15 protein-coding genes are annotated in these 20139 nt (G+C 45.6%); 6 read left to right on the forward strand and 9 right to left on the reverse strand.

Annotated elements, in window-relative coordinates:
* The first annotated feature begins 45 nt into the window (after positions 1-45).
* Both OAG1_RS16885 and OAG1_RS16890 read left to right on the forward strand, forming a co-directional pair.
* On the forward strand, positions 46-792 hold the full coding sequence (locus OAG1_RS16885) for a hypothetical protein (protein ID WP_338622104.1): 747 nt from the start codon (positions 46-48) through the stop codon (positions 790-792).
* 33 nt (positions 793-825) lie between these two features.
* Entirely contained in the window at positions 826-3573 is a 2748-nt protein-coding gene (locus tag OAG1_RS16890) for a M12 family metallo-peptidase (protein ID WP_338622105.1), read from the forward strand.
* Positions 3574-3621: 48 nt separating this feature from the next.
* Here OAG1_RS16890 and OAG1_RS16895 read toward each other — a convergent pair whose 3' ends face one another.
* The 3 genes from OAG1_RS16895 to OAG1_RS16905 form a co-directional block, all read right to left on the reverse strand.
* Entirely contained in the window at positions 3622-4185 is a 564-nt protein-coding gene (locus OAG1_RS16895; RefSeq protein WP_338622106.1) for a hypothetical protein, read from the reverse strand.
* A gap of 246 nt (positions 4186-4431) precedes the next feature.
* Positions 4432-5292, reverse strand: coding sequence for a hypothetical protein (locus tag OAG1_RS16900; RefSeq protein ID WP_338622107.1), 861 nt, complete (start codon positions 5290-5292; stop codon positions 4432-4434).
* A 252-nt stretch (positions 5293-5544) separates the two neighbouring features.
* Positions 5545-6492 carry a LysR family transcriptional regulator gene (locus OAG1_RS16905; protein WP_249483570.1) on the reverse strand — a complete coding sequence of 316 codons (948 nt, stop codon included), beginning with the start codon at positions 6490-6492 and terminating at the stop codon, positions 5545-5547.
* A 278-nt stretch (positions 6493-6770) separates the two neighbouring features.
* Here OAG1_RS16905 and OAG1_RS16910 point away from each other — a divergent pair, with 278 nt between their 5' ends.
* Entirely contained in the window at positions 6771-8369 is a 1599-nt protein-coding gene (locus tag OAG1_RS16910) for a PAS domain-containing methyl-accepting chemotaxis protein (RefSeq protein WP_016400419.1), read from the forward strand.
* Positions 8370-8956: 587 nt separating this feature from the next.
* Positions 8957-10744: an EAL domain-containing protein gene (locus OAG1_RS16915; RefSeq protein ID WP_338622108.1), complete on the forward strand. Its 1788-nt coding sequence runs from the start codon at positions 8957-8959 to the stop codon at positions 10742-10744.
* On the opposite strand, the gene OAG1_RS16920 is transcribed toward OAG1_RS16915, so the two are convergent.
* The 3 genes from OAG1_RS16920 to OAG1_RS16930 form a co-directional block, all read right to left on the reverse strand.
* Positions 10741-13047 (reverse strand): FdhF/YdeP family oxidoreductase, encoded by a 2307-nt coding sequence (locus tag OAG1_RS16920; RefSeq protein ID WP_338622109.1) that lies wholly within the window; start codon positions 13045-13047, stop codon positions 10741-10743. The two genes, OAG1_RS16915 and OAG1_RS16920, sit on opposite strands and share 4 nt — an antisense overlap.
* Positions 13037-13981 carry a formate dehydrogenase accessory sulfurtransferase FdhD gene (locus OAG1_RS16925; protein ID WP_338622110.1) on the reverse strand — a complete coding sequence of 315 codons (945 nt, stop codon included), beginning with the start codon at positions 13979-13981 and terminating at the stop codon, positions 13037-13039. The genes OAG1_RS16920 and OAG1_RS16925 overlap by 11 nt, the downstream gene beginning before the upstream one ends.
* 278 nt (positions 13982-14259) lie before the next feature.
* The gene (locus OAG1_RS16930) at positions 14260-14625 is read right to left on the reverse strand and encodes a 5-carboxymethyl-2-hydroxymuconate Delta-isomerase (protein WP_338622111.1); all 366 of its coding nucleotides are present in this window, start codon (positions 14623-14625) and stop codon (positions 14260-14262) included.
* Positions 14626-14816: 191 nt separating this feature from the next.
* Between OAG1_RS16930 and OAG1_RS16935 the strand changes: the two genes are divergently transcribed.
* Entirely contained in the window at positions 14817-15770 is a 954-nt protein-coding gene (locus tag OAG1_RS16935) for a response regulator (RefSeq protein ID WP_338622112.1), read from the forward strand.
* Positions 15771-15882: 112 nt separating this feature from the next.
* Here the strand turns inward: OAG1_RS16935 and OAG1_RS16940 are convergent, their stop codons facing one another.
* Entirely contained in the window at positions 15883-16539 is a 657-nt protein-coding gene (locus OAG1_RS16940) for a hypothetical protein (RefSeq protein ID WP_338622113.1), read from the reverse strand.
* Between the two features lie 270 nt (positions 16540-16809).
* Here OAG1_RS16940 and OAG1_RS16945 point away from each other — a divergent pair, with 270 nt between their 5' ends.
* Positions 16810-18105 carry an AarF/ABC1/UbiB kinase family protein gene (locus OAG1_RS16945; protein ID WP_338622114.1) on the forward strand — a complete coding sequence of 432 codons (1296 nt, stop codon included), beginning with the start codon at positions 16810-16812 and terminating at the stop codon, positions 18103-18105.
* A gap of 198 nt (positions 18106-18303) precedes the next feature.
* Here the strand turns inward: OAG1_RS16945 and OAG1_RS16950 are convergent, their stop codons facing one another.
* Complete coding sequence (locus tag OAG1_RS16950; protein WP_338622115.1) at positions 18304-19209, reverse strand: endonuclease/exonuclease/phosphatase family protein; 906 nt, start codon at positions 19207-19209, stop codon at positions 18304-18306.
* Positions 19210-19472: 263 nt separating this feature from the next.
* Positions 19473-19910: a DUF4399 domain-containing protein gene (locus tag OAG1_RS16955; protein ID WP_152780179.1), complete on the reverse strand. Its 438-nt coding sequence runs from the start codon at positions 19908-19910 to the stop codon at positions 19473-19475.
* Between the last annotated feature and the right edge of the window lie 229 nt (positions 19911-20139).

Below are 20139 nucleotides of genomic sequence, written 5' to 3' on the forward strand. Positions count from 1 at the left end.
CCAATCCCCTCACTGCTTTATTTGTATTTAATACAAGAGAATGACATGAAAAAGACAGCCCCCTTAGGCGCACTTGCTTTGCTAACCGCGAGCCTAGCTGCCATATACGGCCTAAATAGTGATGACCCACAACAAGACTTAGAGCAAGCCTTAGCTCCACCGACGCCTCAGCAAAAATCAGCCAGCCCTAAAACTGAGCAAACAAAGCCAAGCGAAGGCAGCACTCTACTTGCTCAACAGAGCAAGACTATTACGCCTCAGCCGGCCAACGCAGAAAAACAGCAGACTGCACTTCAAGCAGCAAGCGATGAGGAAAACGTAGCCGGTGACTTACCGCGCGCAACACATGCTCGCGCTTGGAACGAATTGCCAGAAGTGCCAGCCCAGTTTGAAGAGCTGCTCAAAGACGGCGCCGAGCGCCATTTTGTAGAGTATTCAAATTTCAAGGTGCAAGATTTGCGGGTTGGCGATCAACTTGACATCCCAGTCCCACAACTGGACCAAAACTTCGTCACCGAAGTCGTCAGTGTGGTTCCCCTAGAGCACGGCGGAAAGGACATTACCTCTCATTTTGATACCGGAAACGGCGAGAACTATCGGGTCACGCTTACCTCGGGCCAAGGCGCGCTATACGCCACCATTGACACCCCCTATGAGACCTACTTTGTCCAAGGGCACGGCGGTGAAGCTTGGGTCATATCTAGCCGGGAAATGAGCTCACTGCGTAGCTGGGATCACTCCGATGAGTTACTGCCAGAACCAGTGAAAGCACCCAAACCACCCGTTAATTAATTCACTACAAACCAAATAAGAGAAAACCACAACATGTTTCAAGGAACGAACAAAACTAAAGCAAAGCTAGGAATTTGCCTCGCTGGCTTGCTCGGCTCTGCCGTTGCACAAGCTACGCATACTGTTGATGTGATGGTGCTTTATACCCCTGGGGTAAAGGCCGAACAAAATGGTGCTATCGACACTTATATTAGCCACTTAATCAGCACCACAAACACTGCCTATCAAACTAGCGGCATGGACATTGAAGTGCGCTTGGTGCATAGCAGCGAGTACAACAAAGCGGGCGCTACTGCGATGAGTGGCGACGCGCTAAATCAATTTCGCCAAGACCAAAATGTAAAAAACTTACGCTCTGAGCATGGTGCCGACATCGTTACCCTACTCACTATGCCCAGCAACAGTACTTGCGGCTTAGGCTATGTAGGCACTGGTTCCAATGGGCGCTTTGATGGCTATTTCAAAGATTGGGCCTATAACTTTGTTGGTGGCAGCTCAGGTTGTGACTCACTTACCTTTGCTCATGAGCTTGGCCACAACATGGGACTTGGTCATTCGCGTAAGCAAAACAGCTTAGGAGGTGTATATGACTACGGCACAGGCTACGGGGTTGACCGCTCATTTAGTACCATTATGGGCTACCCTCAAGCCTTTAGCACCTATACTCGCGTTCGTCAGTTTTCTGATGCTTCTGTATCGACCTGCCGCGGTTACCCTTGCGGTGTAGACAAGAACACCGCTAACGGCGCTGAAGCTGTGGACGCGATTAATGCTGTCGCTCCCCAGCTAGCGGCATGGTATCCAACCGCCAATAATGGTGGTGATAATGGTGGCGACAACAGCGGCGGTGGTGATAATGGCGGCAACAGTGAGGACGTCATTTTAGAAGGCGAAAGCGCTAGCTTGTTTGGTTTGTTTAGAACCGGCTCAGATACCGCAGCAAGTGCAGGTGGTTACATCGATACCGCTTTTCAAGGCAATTACTACGACGATACCGTTAGCACACATCGCGCCGAGCTGAAGTTTACCCTCGAAAGATCGGGAATCTATCGCCTAAAAGGCACTGCTTATTCTTCTAGCAACCAAAGCGACTCGTTTTGGCTGCAAGTTGATAATGGTACTCGCCACCTGTGGGATACCTTAAGCACCCCAAGTTACGACGAGATGGACATAAACTCGCGTAACCTTAGTGACACCATTGAAGTTGACCTGAGCCGCGGCGAGCACTACATCACGGTTTACGCACGTGAAGATGGCACTCGCTTGGATCAAATCCGCTTAGTTCGCACCGGCGATAGCAATAATGGCGATAACGGCGGTGGTGACAATGGTGGCGGAGATAACGGCGGTGGCGAAACCGGCGGCGAACCAAGCACCATTGTGATTGAAGCAGAAGAAGCCCAGCTCTATGGCATCTTCCGCCGAGGTAATGACAGTGCAGCTAGCGCAGGCAGCTACATAGATTCGGCCCACAACGGCAGCTACTACGAAGGCAGCGCTGCAATAGCAAATCGCGCAGAGTTAAGCTTTTACGCTACCGGAGCTGGGCTCTACAGCGTGAAAGCTACCAGCTATGCACCAACCGCAACCGCAGACTCATTCTGGTTTAGCATCAATGACGGTGAGCGCCATCTGTGGGATACCCATAACCAAGCTCAGTACCAAGAGATGGACCTAAACTCTCGCGGCGTTTCAGACACCTTCGAGGTAGAGCTCGCTCAAGGCAATAACACCATTACTTTCTACGTTCGCGAAGATGGTGCCCGCCTAGACCAAGTCCGCTTCATTCCAGTTGACGGAAGCGGCGGTGACAATGGCGGTGATAACGACGGCGGTAGTGAACCTCCACAACCAGAAACTAACCTTCTGAAAAATGGTGATTTTGAGAGCGGCCAAACCACCAATTGGAAGTCTGGCTACAGTGCCACCACTACTATTACCACCAGCGCTTACAACAGCAACTATGCGCTGCTAAGTAAGAACCGTACCCAGTGGTATCACGGTCCCAAGCAAGACGTGTTCAACGTGGTTCAAGCAGGACAACGCTATTTGCTAACCGCCCAAGTGCGCACGGTATCTGGAACTAGCAAGATTGAATCACGCCTGTTGATTCGCGATGATGCTGGTCATACTTGGCATAAGCTAGGTCAAGTGTCTGGTAACAGTAGCTGGCAAGAGCTAACGGCAGATTTTACTGTGCAAGCCACTGGCGCAATTCAAAGTGCTGAGCTGTTCTTCTTCGGACCAGACGCTGGCACAGAGTTCATCATTGATGACGCCAAGCTAAACGACTGGCAAGAAAGCGAAACGCCAACTGACCCGAGCGATCCGACAGACCCAACCGATCCTGGTGATGGCGGCGAAACTGGTACGGTTTCAGCTGAGTTACTTGCTGCAGTGAATGAAGCCAGAAGCGTCGGCCGCAACTGCGGTAGCACCTACTACGCGGCAACTAATCCAGTGCAATTCCACCAATCCTTGCAACTAGCTGCACAGGAGCATTCTGACAACATGGCAAACAACAACTTCTTCTCACACACTGGCTTGGATGGATCTGATTCAAACGACCGAGCCAAAAAGCATGGCTACGACAAATACTGGGCTGGAGAGAACATTGGTGCGGGCTATGGCTCTGTAGCTGATGTGATGAACGGCTGGTTAAATAGCTCTGGTCATTGTAGCCACATCATGAACCCAAACCATGTCGATTTTGGAGGTGCTAGCGCAGAGAATAGTAGTAGTAACTACCGTATCTATTGGACTTTGTTGCTCGGCTACTAAAGTTACATCAATAAAAAACGAGGCTAATGCCTCGTTTTTTATAATCACTTAACCATGGCTGACCATAGCTTGGCTATCGTGGTACTCAGCACGTTTGCGCGCTTGAGCAATACAAGCCACATTGTCTACAGGGCGAATCACTTCTATATGTTGAGAATCAAAGCCCATTAAACAATGAGCGCGAGCAAACACAGCTTCCATTAACTCTGCTTCAGATTGATTGGTGGTGCTAAGCGATAGCATCATATCTTGCTTGTTAGCAATTACCGTTGTGGTTAACACATCCAATAAACAGCTTGGAATGGCGCAGCTGTATTCATCTAAAATGGCTTTGCTGCTGCCATGGCTAATATTGATTGTGCTAGGCTTGTCAGCGCTGGCTTGGCACTGTTTTAAGTGGATCTCACAGGCCATCTCTTGGCAGCTCTGGTTTAGTTTACGGTAAGTTCCACCAAATTCTTCTACCAAGACAGACAGCGCTTCAAAAAACTGAGCCGCGTCGGCAGTATTATTGCCTAGCAATTTTTGCTCAATAAATGTCGCAAGGGGAGCGTCAATAAATAGGTTGTCTTTGTGTTGGTAACCTTGACCGCTTTGTTGTGTTGTATTCATGGTCAAATTCCTTCTGGTGGTATTTTGTTATTGTTTTATTGGCTAAGTCATTCGTTTAACTAAGCCTCAACTTCAAGATAGCGCGCCACCAAAATAAAATGAAATTGTAGTTTTCAATACAAACTATAGATTTCATGAATAGTAGTAAGTTAGTCCCTCAAATTTACACATTGGCGACAGTGCTAATTTAGGAAGAACAAACAACTGAGCCCCTGCTTATTGCGTGCCGTATTGTACCCTAACAATCTAAAGAGCAGGCAATATCGGCAGTGCCTCCGTTAACTGCTGCTGCGACAAGGTATGCATGGTAAACCACTGCCAGTCATTATTAATACGGCTAAACCTGCCAATGCCTACATCACCGTTGGTGGTCCATTGTGGCCAACCCGCTTGTTTATCAAGCCAGTAATCTGAACCAACACTCATAAGGTATTGCGCTTGGTCGCGATTATCAGGGCCCTCGGGATCATCTAATACCAAACGAGCTGCAACTACCGAAATCACCCCAGCTATACGCGACTCACTAATTGTTTTTCGTCCACTAGATTTAGGCCAAAAATGAAAATTGTAATCCGCTGTTAAGCTTACCGAACTGCCAAGCTCTTCTTTGCGCCTGTCAGCCATTTTGTTTTCATCATCAACAAAGTCTTCACGGTAATAATGACCATCCACATCAGCAGAAGATTGCAGCACGTACCAAAGGCCATCTTCGCTATCTAATACATAGCTAGTAAGGTGAGCTATTTGAATTCGAACATTATCAACTGGCTCACTGCCGGCAGCCAAATATGCCTGCCCCCAAGTTAAAAAGGCGCTAAATTCACCAGGGTAATTACCATAACCAAGCCGAGGAACATGAGACCAATCATAAGAGCTGGGCACCCCACTTGGTAACATTTGATGCGGCAGACTCATATCGTCACTTAAGCGTTGAGCTAAGGCTGGCTGCAGTGAAACAAGTGCTGGAGACTCCACCTCTAATTGAGTGGAAGTGGTTTGATTTACATGTTGCGAAGAATTGCAGGCTAACAAGCCGCTACTCAACATTACTACCAAGAGAGTATTGCTTGGGGTGATAGGTTTAAGCCATTTTTCAAAGGTACGCATAGTCTTGTCTCACTGCTTGAGCATTAAATTTAAGCCACGATTTAAGCAAAGAAACAAGGCATAAGCATTTGAATAGAAGGGATAAGCCTGTACTCGCTCCATCACTTGGCCAGTTTAATTTGCCACAGCCAACACACCCGTTTTGAGAGCCAGTTCATAGGCTTAATCAAACATACTAACGCAGAGTAAAGCTTTGAGAACAATCCAATAATATTGCCAAAAAACAGTAGCGATTAGCAATAATCATAAAGACTAGCGATCCAACACCGTAGTTGAAAACTCAGTAAGTGAACGGCGCAACCATTGGTGGGCTTTCGAATGCTGTAACAAGGGGCTCCAAATCATTTTGGTCTCGATAGGTACAATTTGAAAAGGCACCCTTACTATGCGCAAATCAGGGCTGTCTTTATAAAGCATTGCCTGTCGACGCGGCAATGTAGCCACCAGCTGAGGCTGAGCCACCAACAAACCTGCCAGCGCATAATGGCGCGTATACACCCGAATATTGCGAACTTGTTCTAACTGCGCCAAGGCTTCATCTACCCAGCCAAGCTTTTGGCTGGCGGCTTGATTACCAATGCTTGTTTCAGCCCCCCAGCCTGCTCGGTTTAACCAAACATGCTCAGCCGCTAAATAACTGGGTAAATCTAAGTGTTCTACATAAGGATGGTCTTTATGTACCAAGCAGCAAAAGTTATCGCGCCAAATGCTCGATTGATGAAAGGTTTTTGGCAAGCTAGTGAAGCGATTAATGGCTAAATCTATCTGGCCTTTTTCCATGTCACCTAAGCGAATATCACCAGGCGCATAAATATCGAAATTAATTTTAGGCGCGCTACTAAGCACACTTTGAATAAAAGGAGCCAACAAGGTTGCTTCAATGTAGTCATTACACATTATTCGAAAAGTAACGCTGCTTTGGGCCGGTGAAAAGTCCTTGTCGGGCTGGGTGATCTTCTCAGCCATGCTTAATAAGCTTACAATTTCTGGCTTTAACTTAGTGGCTTTTTCGGTAGGTGTCATACCCTCTGCGGTGCGCACCAGTAGAGGATCATCAAATAATTCTCGAAGACGTTTAAGTGCATTGCTCATAGTAGGTTGAGTAAGCGCTAGCTTGCTGGCGGCTCGCGAAACATTGCGCTCTTCGAGCAACACATTTAAGTAAACTAATAGGTTTAAATCTACTTTTCTAATATTCACAAAAACTATACTCGGCTCAAAAACCATTGGTTAGTTCAATTTATGCAGCTCGCTGCCCACAGTAAAGCTTCACAGCTTAAAAGCGTGATAACACCTCCAAGACAGTAACACCCACCTCTAATATTGATTTTGTAAATATAATCACTGGCTACACTTTTGCTTATAAAACCCGCAAACAAAGCAAACTTTTATCACGCCACAGCTAAAGCATTTCTAAAGTGAAGTCGATAACAAACTTAGATTAGCTGGCACACCACCTGTTAGGTAAAGGAAGGTAGATGAGAAATAATCAACCCATCACTAAGCAAGAGCAGAAGTTCACTTCTAAAGAAGACCTCGTTTCCATCACCGATTTACAAGGTAAAATTAAATACGTAAACGACGCGTTTGTTGCAATAAGCGGCTTCAGCCGTGAAGAACTAATTGGTCAAGATCACAACATTGTGCGTCACCCAGATATGCCGCCCGCTGCCTTTGAAAGCCTTTGGGGCACCGTTAAATCGGGCAACCCATGGCGGGGATTTGTTAAAAACCGCTGTAAGAATGGCGATCACTATTGGGTAGATGCTTTTGTTTCTCCCATCGTAAAGCAAGGCCAAACCGTGGGTTATCAGTCGGTGCGCTCAGAGCCCACAGCTGCGCAAGTAAGCGATGCCGAAAAGCTTTACGCTAAAATGCGCAATGACTCGAGTATAAAAATTCCCAAAGCACCGCTGTTCGAACGTACTTCTATTAGCACTATTAACAGCATATTTAGCCTAGTTTTACTGTGTTTTTCCTTGGCCATTGTCTTCATGGCAGACAGCAGCCTACTCAGTGGCTTAGCAATTGGCGCAGCAATATTGCAGGCTAGTTATTGGTTTTATAGTCATCAGCATGTTTATAAAAGAATTCAGTTGATTCAACAGCATAACCGAGACTTAGCCGCTGGAGATTTTACTCGCCCCATTGCAGTTGATGGCAACTTAGAAATGCTACAAGCCTTAGCTTCGATAAAAATTGTTCAAGCCCGCTATAAAGCTATGTTTATGCAAGTGTCTGAATCTGTGAAAACCATGATAAACACCGCGGACAGTTTGTCTGCAACCAGTAATGACGTACTGGAAAGCATGCGCACTCAAAGCAGCCATACCACGCAAATAGCAACCGGTATGAATCAAATGTCGGTAACCGTAGACGGGGTAAGAGAAAACGTACAACATACCGCCGAAACCACCCAGTTTTTGAGTAAAACCGTTGACGAAGGTGACCAAGTCGTAGCGGATGCCTTAGTCACCATGCAGCAATTTACCAGTGAAATGGCCAGTACCACCGAGAAGATTAAAAACCTTGCTCAAGAGAGCCAGCAAATTAGCTCGATTACCGACACCATTAGCAGTATTGCCGAGCAAACCAATTTGCTAGCACTAAATGCGGCCATTGAGGCAGCACGAGCCGGGGAACAAGGCCGTGGATTTGCGGTAGTAGCAGATGAAGTACGTAATCTAGCCGCTCGCTCTCAAGAGGCCACCAAAGAAATCCAAACCATGTTAGAGCACCTTTCTTCAGGCATTAGCAGCTCTGCCAGCACTATCGACCACAATAACAACTCTGCAAACCAAGCCTTAGAGAAGGTAAGTCTATCTCGCGAGAAATTTGTTCAAATCACCGAGGGGGTTGAGCAAATAAACCAAATGAGTACTCAAATCGCCACTGCAGCGAGCCAACAAAGTGTGGTTGCAAATGAAATGGCAAGCAGTATCGAAAGCATTAGCGCGCAGGCCTCTAGTACCGAGTTAGAGGGAGAGAAGTTGCAAAATAACGCTACGCAGATAAATCAAAACTCTCTAAATCTACAAATACAAATTGATGAATTAGAGCTAGCACAAAAGGGCTAACTCTCCATCTGTAATAGCAATAAGAAGGAACTTAGGCTGCTTACTAGGTTCCTTTCCAGGCCTCTTCAGCATCAAAAATTGAGCTATTAGCTATGAACTATAAGCTTTTTTTAAATGTGATAATAATTTGGGATTTTGCAGACAAATAAACCGTGCGTTTCGGCTAAGCTACCCGCACTTTTTAGCGCTATAAATAGCATAAAACCTTTAAAACGTAAGCTAGCTCTATGTTTCGCAAACATAATTCACTTGTGAACTGGTAGATCCTAGAGATCCTTAGCTATGCTTTTATTGCAAGCAACTAACTCTTCTGATTTTGCTGCAATACTAAGCAAAAGCGTAAGCTGTTAAGGCTCACCCAAAGCAATGATACCGATCAAACGAGCTAGTGCACTCAACGAGGTTTAAGCAGAGAAATTCTTATCAATAACAATGAATTAGAACAGAGCAATGAAAGAGATAGAGCCAACCTGTTATACGACAACGCGTTTTCTGGCATTGTAATCTCGATCATCGCGTCCAGCTTTTTAGTTTTTGCCTTCAATATTAGTGGCACTCAGCAGTTTAAACACGCCTGGTGGGTAGTAATGACAAGTTTATTACTTATCCGATTGCTGGATTGGCGAGTATGGAAACACCGCGAGCAGCATAAAGCTTTTAACGGTAGAAAAGCCATTCGACGTTTCATATTAGGCGCAAACATTACCGCTATAATGTGGTCGGTTTATATTCTCAAAGTTATTTCTAATCCACTAAGTGGTGATATCGATTTAAGCACTCATATTATTATTATTTCGGCCATGGCCGGCGGCTCTGCCACGGTGTTAGCTGGGCATAAGTACACCGCTATGGCTTATGCCTTTATTTTGCTAGCTCCGCCCTCAGTCGGATTAATGTTCTCTGGTATCTACGAGCGCCAAATGCTGGGTATTTTGGGAGTGTTATTTGGCATTGTGATGGTGGTGATTGCTAAAAAAAATGCCGAGTTTACCGCCCAAGCGGTGTTACTAAAAAACCAAAACGCAGTATTGGTTCATCATATGGAAGAAAAAGTAGAGAGGCGTACCCACACCATTTATGAGCTGTCGAACCTAGACCCCCTCACCGGTTTATTTAATCGCACTGCCTTTTTGCAGCACTTAAAGCTTCGCTTACTAGAAGCCAAACAACAGCAACAGTCGTTAGCGGTTTTGTTTATCGACTTAGATGGCTTTAAAAAGATTAACGATGCTATTGGCCATGATACTGGCGACCAGGTATTGAATAATACCGCGCAGCGCCTAAAACACCTTTGTCATAATCATCAACTGCTGTGTCGCTGGGGTGGTGATGAGTTTTTACTTGCTATAGAAGATTGCGATGAATCACTCGCGATAAGCCGCTCAGAAGAGATTATTCAAACCCTTTCAGCAGCTTATACCTTTGCCAATAATCGTTTGTCAGTTGGTGCTACGGTGGGCATCGCGCTTTATCCGCAGCATTCACAAAATGAGCACAGCCTAATTCGTCTTGCCGATACCGCAATGTACGCTCAGAAAAAACGGTTGCCCTCTACGGTTGGCGTTTTTTCTGACCAACTAGAAAAACAAATTCACCGCGAATTACTGTTAAAAGATGGTTTAAGCCAAGCAGTAGAAAAAGATCAGCTGCATTTGGTCTACCAACCCATCATAGACGCTAATGATTGCCAAATAGTCTCCTTTGAGGCGCTGCTGCGCTGGCGCTTGAATGATGAGATGATTCCGCCCGATGAGTTCATTAGCATTGCTGAGCAATATGGTTTGATCCGAAAAATTGGCCAATGGGTATTAGAGCAGGCTTGCCAAACCGCCAGCAGTTGGGCGCAGCGCCATCCCATCGCCATTTGCGTAAATGTATCGGTGGCCCAATTAGAAGATGATGACTTTGTAGACATTGTGGAAGCCGCTCTGCAAAGCAGTCAGTTAGCACCGGAGTTGCTGCACATCGAAATGACCGAATCGGTATTTACCAGCGACATTGGTTTATTGGCCGAGCAAATTAAAGCGCTGCAAGACAAAGGAGTAAAAGTATCGATTGACGATTTTGGTACTGGTTATTCTTCGCTATCCATCATGCAAGATTTAGCGGTAAATATTGTTAAAATCGACCGTTCTTTTGTGGAGCGTATTGATACCAATGGCTATGCGATTATTACTGCGGTAATGCACATGGCCAGAGCCCTGAACTACTCGGTAGTGGCTGAAGGCATAGAAACCCAAAGCCAAATGAATATCCTGCGAAGCCTTGGAGTGGATTATCTGCAAGGCTACTACTTTGCTAAACCCTTGCCTATTGACCAAGTTGAACAACTAATTAGTGCTGAGCAAACTCCTAAATTATTGGCAGAGTCTTAATCAGACCTAGTATCAATTGAAGATTGATTAGATGCACTTAGCACAATGGCGACCGATTTAGAGGTTGGCGTATCACTAAAATCCCCTTTGCTAGCTAGCGGCACCAAAGGGTTTGCTTCGGGAAAATAAGCCGCGGCATTACCCCGAGGAATATCATAGGCAATCAACTTAAAGCCACTCACCTTACGCTCTACTGTATCAGGCCAGAGCGTTTCTATATCCACCAATGCGCCTTCTGTAAAACCTAAAGCTTGAATGTCTTTAGGGTTAATCAGTAGTACTTTACGTTCGTTATAAATGCCACGATAACGATCTTCAAAACCATAAATGGTGGTGTTGTATTGGTCATGCGACCGCAAGGTTTGCAACACCAATACTTGGTCTTCACTTAATGCACGCACTTCGGCGGGTAAAACATCATCTGGCAGAGGATGACTAATAAACTGGGCTTTGGCGGTCGCGGTATTCCACTCTCTACGACGCGCACTGTTGCCTAGGTAAAAACCACCTGGCCGCTGTATTCGTTGATTAAAGTGCTCAAAACCTGGAATGGTCTGCTCGATATAGTCTCGAATCTTGTCATAGTCTTGCACACAAGCTAACCAGTCGATAGGCGAAGCGCCTAATACGGCGTTAGCAATGCCGGCAATAATCGCCGGCTCAGAGCGCATATCATCGGCACTTTCATCCACCAAGCCGGCAGAGGCATGCACCATAGAGAATGAGTCTTCAACAGTTACTTTCTGTGGCCCCGCAGCTTGCATGTCGACATCGGTGCGGCCAAGGCAAGGCAAAATAAGTGAGTATTTCCCCGGTGTTACATGAGTACGATTAAGCTTGGTGGCAATGCTCACGGTAAGCTCACAGTTTGCTAACGCTTGTTCGCTTAGGCCGGTATCTGGCGCTGCAGCCACCAAATTACCACCTAAGCCAATAAACACTTTGCTCTGGCCCTTTAACATCGCTTCGATGGCCTGCACAACGTTGTGACCGGGTTTGCTTGGTGGGGCAAAGCCAAACACATCCTCAATGCTTTTCAAAAATGCTGCGTTAGGTTTTTCGTTAATGCCCATGGTCCGGTCACCTTGCACATTTGAATGACCACGCACCGGACAAACACCGGCCCCCTCTTTACCTATTTGGCCAAACAATAACTGTAAGTTAGTGATTTCGTTTATCGTTGCCACCGAGTGTTTATGCTGGGTAATTCCCATCGCCCAAGCGATAATGACTCGCTCCGACTGCTGATAAATATCGGCAACACTTTCTAGCTGCGCTTGGCTAAGCCCTGATTGCTGTTCAATATGCTGCCAAGAGCTTTGTTCCACCTCTATTAAGTATGCTTCTATTCCCTGCGAGTGCTGCTCAATAAACGCTTGGTTAAACACGCTATCACCATGGCGTAAAGCTTGTTGATGACGCTCTAACAGTATTTTTACTATGCCACGAACCGCCGCCATATCGCCGCCAAGTTTTGGCGTAAAATAGTGACTCGTTGTTGGGCTGGCAGCTCCACCCAGCATTTCTACCGGCTTTTGAGGATTGGCAAAGCGCTCTAAGCCGCGCTCTTTAAGATTATTAAAGGCCACCACTTTTGCACCACGTTGCGTGGCGTGAGCCAAGGTTTCGAGCATTCTAGGATGGTTAGTACCGGGGTTTTGCCCAAACAAAAAGATCGCATCGGCCAGCTCAAAGTCTTCAATGGTAACCGTGCCCTTGCCTATGCCAATACTGGCAGTAAGCGCATGACCACTGGCTTCGTGGCACATATTGGAACAATCAGGAAAATTGTTGGTGCCATAACGGCGTACAAACAACTGATATAAAAATGCCGCTTCGTTGCTAGCTCGCCCTGAGGTATAGAATTCGGCTTGGTCGGGGCTGACTAACTGATGTAGGTGCTCGGCTATCAACTTAAAGGCATCATCCCAAGAGATGGCTTGATAATGGTCACTGCCCGGCGCAAAAACCACTGGCTCGGCTAGGCGCCCTTGGTACTCCAAAAAGTAGTCACTTTGCTTGGCTAGCCACTGCACTGAGTGTTGGGCGAAAAAACTAGCGTCAACCCGCTTGGAAGACGCTTCCCAATTAACTGCTTTTGCGCCATTTTCACAAAAGCGAAAAGTGGCTTTGTGTCCCTTTTCACCCCACGCACAACCGGGGCAGTCAAAGCCATGGTCTTGATTGGTATTGAGCAAATTCTTAAGATTTTTAGCGACATTTTCGCTTTTTACGAGATGCTTCGCGGTGCTAGCTAAGGCAGCCCAACCTCCGGCAGCACCTTGATAAGGTTTATGACTCATGCTGGGACCCACCCTCTTTACTTATTCGCCATGGAGCGTGATAAACATTAAATTGGCTGTCTTTAGTAAAGCCAATTAAGGTGATATTAAATTGTTTTGCTACCGATAATGCCAAGCTAGAAGGAGCTCCAACCGCCACCACTACCGGTATATTGGCAATCAGCGCTTTTTGCATTAACTCAAAACTCACTCGACCACTTAATACCAAAACGCTGCAAGCCGCCTGTTGAGACTCCAACAGCAATTGGCCTAACGCTTTATCTAATGCATTGTGCCTACCGATATCTTCGGCAACACTAAGGAACTTGCCATCAGCCCAAACACCTACACCATGCACCGCACCACTTTGCTTAAACAAGGGTTGATGTTCTTGCAGCAAGCTAGGCAACTGATAAATAAGCGATGCGGCTAGCCACTCTTCTTGCATGTTTAATTCAGGCTGCTGGTTTAAAGCCAAGGCCTTAACAGAACTCGCGCCACACAAACCACAACTCGAATAGCTGGCAAAATTACGCTCTAGTGCCGCCCAGTCAAATTGTCGTTGCCGATTGAGTTGTATCTCTAGGTGATTGTAATCTTCAACTTGCGCAGCCGCAGCTCCTTGAGCAAAGCGAATATCGTCGATGTCGTTTAGTGACTCTATAATATTTTGGCTTTGCAAAAAGCCCAGAACCAAGGCCACGTCGTTACCAGGTGTGCGCATGGTAAGGCTAAGTGGCCGCTGCTGATATTGGTTGGTGCGTTGGCAAAACCATTGCAAAGAAAGCTGCAAGGGCTCTTCTATCGCTAAACAATCATGCTGAACTTGCGTGGAATACGTAGCTTGAGCGGAAAAGCGCTGAATACCTGTCTGCAAGCTAGCCTTAGCAGTAGCGCTAAGTTCTTGCACTACTGGTAATCCAAGATTCGAATGTTGCTGCTTAGGCTTTAGCATTTCGCTCCTACTTAAAGGGGTAATACCAACCGTACTAAGTAACTGTTCATTCTATCTGGCTAAAATACTTGATAACTGCATTAGAATTTTTGATTGTAGAATAACCACTTATCGAAAAATTCTGCCTTATTATCAAGTATTTTTTCTGCGTTATTTCTGATCACTTACTTAGTGTGATTGGTATAACAACTCTCGGCAGTTATTGCCGAATATTCAGCCTAATCAAAAGCCTGGCGCAAGGCCAGAACTTTGCTTATAGATGTTCCAAACTGTGCTGTTTACACCGCCTCACTCAAGGTCGTTAAACTTGCACGATTAGCATAGGCTTGAACGGCGATATCACGTACTTCCACTGAAATCATGTCAACACTGGGCAATAATTCACATACAGCGCGAGCAATATCAGTGGCTAAGGCCTTCTTTTGTAGCTCACTGCGGCCACTTAGAATTTGCACTTCGGTATGTACATACGGGGCTCGCTTACCACCTACTCGATAGTGGTTGGCTAACACTAAGCGTGCTTTTACATCGCCAGCTGAAAACAGGCCACTAGCATCGGCCGCATCGTGTACCGCTTCCACCAAAACATCAAAATTGACTATGCGGGCTAAATCAGCTGGGCATTCTATTACGCAGTGTGGCATGGGGATTCCTTAATCTGTGTTGTATTCCATTAACTCAATCCTCGCCATTATTGGTCAGGGATCGCACATTTGATCAGACTGCTTGAATCGCTATAGCTTCTTGCCTAGAGTGGTTTCTCGCTATCAAAGATATGACAAATACTCTAGGAAGAGTAAGCCAATTCAGCTTAAGTCTATTAAAAAGGAAAATTATGACAGTAGAAACCATTCATAAAATTATTCTTCATCCTTTCATCCAAGAATCTTTACAGAGCCTTAAGCTAATGACCGGCCTTGATGGCCGCGCCGATGAACCATTTATCGATAATGTTGAAGACTTCCGCTTTAAAGGTTATGCCGTTTGTTCTGACATGCAAGGCCAGCTAGATGGCGTGGTGCTCATGCACCACTATCAAGAAACCGCCGTAGCAATTGGTCAAGCAGTGCAACAATCCTTAGTAGGAGAAGCAAGTAGCAGCGAAAGCTTAGATGACGACCTAGTTGCAGCCCTTGAAGAATGGGGTAATACCATTGTGGGTCGGGCTACCCATATTCTACAAAAACACAACTTGGGCTTTGAGTTTGCCAGCCCCCATGTTGCTCTTGATTTAGCCGATATGAGCCGTTACTTAGAAGGCGTACAGCAAATTGTTACAGTACCGGTGCATGTAGAAGGTGTTGGCCGCTATTACTTTAACTTGTTAGTACGCGAGCTTAATCAACAAAACGACTACGAAGAAGCGGTTTTCAATTCTGACGCTTGTATTGTTGCTCCACCCACCACCGGTGAAACTTTAGCTAAAAATGCGCTAATTATGACAGTGGATGACAGCCCATTGATCCGCAAGGCCATGAAGCGCATTCTTGCTGGCATTGGTTATAACAACGTTATTGAAGCAGATGACGGCGACAGTGCAGTAGCCGCATTAACCGAGCATAAACCCGAATTTGTATTTATGGATGTGGTAATGAATCGCTTAAATGGCGACAAAGCACTGGGCCAAATGCGCCAGCTGGATAAACAAACACCCATCGTAATGCTCTCTTCGGTCACCGACAGCAATGTGGTTGACGCCTGCCAAGAGCAAGGCATTCAAGGGTTTATTTTCAAACCGTTAAATGCCGCAACCGGTGGTGAGTTACTGCAAGCCTACCTAAAGCGTTAATGCTTTAACCACTTAGCTAATCAATAAAAGGGGAGACATTAGTCTCCCCTTCATTGTTGTTACCACCAATAGTCGATGCACTAGCTGCTGATTAAATACAGCTAAGCTCGGTTTAAGATTGCTTAGGTTTTCTGGTGACAATAAGCAGCGCCAAGGCAAAAATGAACAGCACAATTGTCACTGGCTCTGATACTGATAAGGCAGCTGCGCTAAAACCACTAAGCGGAATAACTTCCACATATACATTATCGATAAGGTTACCCAACGAACCATTTACCATAGAGTCGAAACGGATCCGTGATAAGGAATCAGTTGCAACAAAGTCACCAGAAAAGTTTCGCCAAGAGCTAGCGTCATGATCATCAATAACTTGCTCAAATACCTCGCTGCCACTGCTATCTTGAATGCTCACAGTAAAGGCCTCTGGTTTGTTAGTGCGTGCACGATAGTCCAAACCAAAACGATATTTCGCTCCAGGTTCGGTAATAAAATCTTGGGAAATATGGTACTTGCCGGGTTGGCAAGCCTTTTTGCCTTTGCCAGAACAGTGTGCGTTTAGCTCAATAAACTGTTGCCCATGTGCTGCTTGAATATTGAACAAGTTATCCCAAATTTCGATATTGTGTCCCTGCCAGCCAACTACATCCTCGCTCGCAAAGAAACTCCAGCCACCATAACGAACATCATTTTGTTCAAAACTGCCGTTGCTAATAATTCCAGCTTGGCTTACCAAGGGTAAGCAGCATATAAACATCAATAGGGTTTTCATAAAGCCTCTCTTGCAAATTGCAAATAACACCATTTGATTGGGATACAGCAAGCAGCGAGCCAAGTTATAACAATCAACATAAGGCATTGAATAGTAATGACTTAATAAACTATGAGTGCATTAGTAAATTGAAAATCCAGCTAAATAACAACGTGGAATCAAAACGATAGATATAGATCCATAAACACCTTTTCGACGTAAACTTAAGCAGAAACCTACCATTAGGGATAAAGCATTATCAGCCACTCAGATAACAATAAAGCCTCTAAAGTGCCCAGTTCGCGCATTGCCCGCTTAGGAAAACTAGGGTCTTTAGCCTCGCGTGTAGCAGGAGGTATGCTGGCAGAAGGCGCCGCCCAATTAGCAGCAGGCAAACGCCCAAAACTAAATGAAATACTACTTACCCCCAACAATGTAAAACGGGTGGCCGACCAGCTGGCAAAACTTCGTGGTGCTGCCATGAAGGTAGGCCAACTTATGTCGATGGATGCTGGAGAGATGCTTCCTAAAGAAGTGAGTGAGCTGTTAGCGCGTTTACGCGCAGATGCCGACCCAATGCCAATTGGTCAGCTTAGCCAAGTGTTGCTTAATGAGTGGGGAGAAAACTGGCAGCAACAATTTAAACAGTTTTCTTTACAGCCAATAGCTGCGGCTTCTATTGGACAAGTACATAGTGCTTACTTATCCGAACAACAAAGAGTCGCGATTAAAATTCAATATCCTGGCGTTAAAGGCAGCATCGACAGTGATGTTGACAACGTTGTAAGCCTGCTCAATATCAGCGGTATATTGCCCAAGCAGTTTGATTATCAGCAAATTCTTCAAGACGCCAAACTACAGCTTCACCAAGAAGCAGATTACCTTCAAGAAGCCGAGTATCTGCGCCAATATCAAGCTAAACTCGCTAAGCATTCAGAATTTGAATTACCAGAGCTCTTTGGCCACTTAAGTACCAGTAACATTCTCACCATGAGTCATCATGAAGGAGAAGCTATAGATCAATTACAGCAGCAACCTCAGGCATTACGTGACCAAGTCATGCATAACTTATTCAAATTATTGATGATGGAGCTGTTTGAGTTTGGCCTAATGCAAACCGATCCCAACTTTGCCAACTACCTGTATTCAACGCAATCAAATAAAATTGTTTTGTTAGACTTTGGCGCAACTCGGCAAATTCCCCCACACATCAGCCAGGGTTATCGCAAACTTTTAAGTAGCGCATTGGCACAGCCATTTACTCTAGATTTAAGCGCCTTAGAGCAACTCGGTTTTGTTAACTCAAACAGTACCGAACGCCAAATAGCCACCCTAAACAGTATGCTGCAGATGGTGATACAACCGCTTAAGTACGCTGGCGACTATAACTTTGCAAACTCACCGCTGGCTAAAGAACTACGCGAAGCAGGCATGGCACTTAGTTATGAACATGACTACTGGCACACTCCGCCTATCGACGTGCTGTTAATACACAGAAAAATTGGTGGCATGTATTTACTGGCGAGCCGGCTAAACGCCAAAGTAAACTTACAGCAGTTGTTTAAGCCTTACCGGCTAGAGCATTAAACTCTAGCGCTCAGTTCAATCATCACAGCCCCATTTGCAAGGGCTTGGAGAAACTCATGCCCACTGGCAGCTATCCCCTCCAGCCCCTATCGACGTGCTGTTAATACATCGAAAAATTGGTGGCATGTATTTACTGGCAAGCCGGCTAAACGCCAAAGTAAACTTACAGCAGTTGTTTGAGCCTTACCGGTTAGAGCACTAAGCTCTAGCCGTAAGTTCAACCATCACCGCTGCGTGGTCACTGGCTTGGCTGTCTACAGAGTAATCTGCGTGGGTAAGATGGCGATCAAAACAGCGATAAACCACTACTTCTGCCAACTGCTGTTGATAATCAGGAGAAAACTCTCCAGATAGCAAAATGTAATCTAAAACACTGCCTTGTCCGCCCCAATAATGCGTTGCGGAACGTGGCTGGTCAGTTTGGCTTAAGGTGAAACTGTCATGCATTCGCCAGTGCTGTTCAATTTCATCATGCTGCGCTAAAGGCAAGTCGAATACATGGCTAAGCGCACCTTGAGATAGGTCATCATTAAAGTCTCCCAGCATCATTACAGCCTCAAGCTGATGTTTACGACAACTTAGAATATCCTGCATCAATAGACTTACTTCTTGTGCTCGCAAGGTATCGGACTGCCAGCGGCCCATGTATTCATCAATATCACTAGGCTCACCCACTAGATCTTCATTTAAGATAGGCCGCTTAGATTTGAGATGGACCACATAAGCTTTAATCCAGCCTATTTCTGGTAACTTAACTTTTGCAATTAAAGGAGCACGACTAAAAGTGCTCAAGTGATTAGGATTATAAAGGCTGCCACTACGCAGCGGATATTTGCTAGCCAGCGCTAAACCCGGTTTGCGGTAAACATAGCTAGACTCGTCGAGGCTACAGGGTGTAGATAAAAAGTGCGGGTAGCCAAGGCTTTTACATTGCTCAGCCAACGCTTCTGCGCTAAATACTTCCTGAAAAGCCATCACATCGGCATCAGCTAAGGCAATTATTCGACTTAACCAAGCTTGCTTTTGCTGCCATTGTTGCGAGTCCAAAATATTGTCGAACTCATACGCCGCATAGGGAGGAGCTAAGTAATTAAGTAGATTCAAACTGAGAATTTTAATGCCTACTCCTTAGCTAAGCTCCTATTTTGTCTAGGGGCAGTTTACCTTTCGCGATAAAGTTTTGTTCGCGATAAAATCGTTTTAGGCGCGGCAAGGCGTGTGTAGCCTAGCATTCTAGGTAAATACGGCTTAACAAAGCATAAAACGATTTTAGCCGAACCCTTCGGGCAGCATTTGAGGCTGCAAAAATCAGCTCGAAAGATAAGCAGCCCCTAGCACTGTGCTTGATTAACTAATCAGTGACAAGCTTATTTCACGGTAATGGTTATTTTCTCAGATAGAATTGGCGGAGAATGAGGGATGTGAGTCATGTCACCTAACAACAGCTGTAAGGTATGTTCACCCGGTGCTAACTCAATAGTGGTTTCGGTTTGTCCGCCACCAAAGTGTATATGTTGAGCATCGGCAGGAACGGGCATGTCGAGCGCAGGAAGTTCAGCCACATCAATTAGTAGATGATGATGCCCGGTATTAGCTTTATCAATTCCTGCTGGCGCTACCCCCATCCCCTTTAGTCCAAAACTCACAGTCACTGGATTACTCACCATCGCGCCGTTGGCAGGAGAAATGATATATACGCTAGCGCCCTCAGGGGCTTTAGTTTGCGCCCAAGTCAGCGGAGCAAAGAGTACAGCTGTAAGTAAAGCTAAATAAACAAATGACTTACCACGTGTTAAATTACCCATATTCATTACCCTAAGTTTTTAACAAGAGCTTTAAAGGTAGTAACTAAGCCTTTACTAAGCAATTCAGCTAAGCTGCAAACTCGAGTTAGCCAGTACGAAAGTATTTGATTAATGCGCTAAGCAAACTTCAGGTTTTGTGCAAGTATCTAGCGCGTTCAGTTAAGCTAAATAGCAAATGAGTACGTATTATTTTATGATTAAAAATCTAACTAGATGGGTAAGTTAGCAG

Origin of the sequence: Agarivorans sp. OAG1 (assembly GCF_037076485.1) — a bacterium.
GTDB lineage: Bacteria > Pseudomonadota > Gammaproteobacteria > Enterobacterales > Celerinatantimonadaceae > Agarivorans > Agarivorans albus.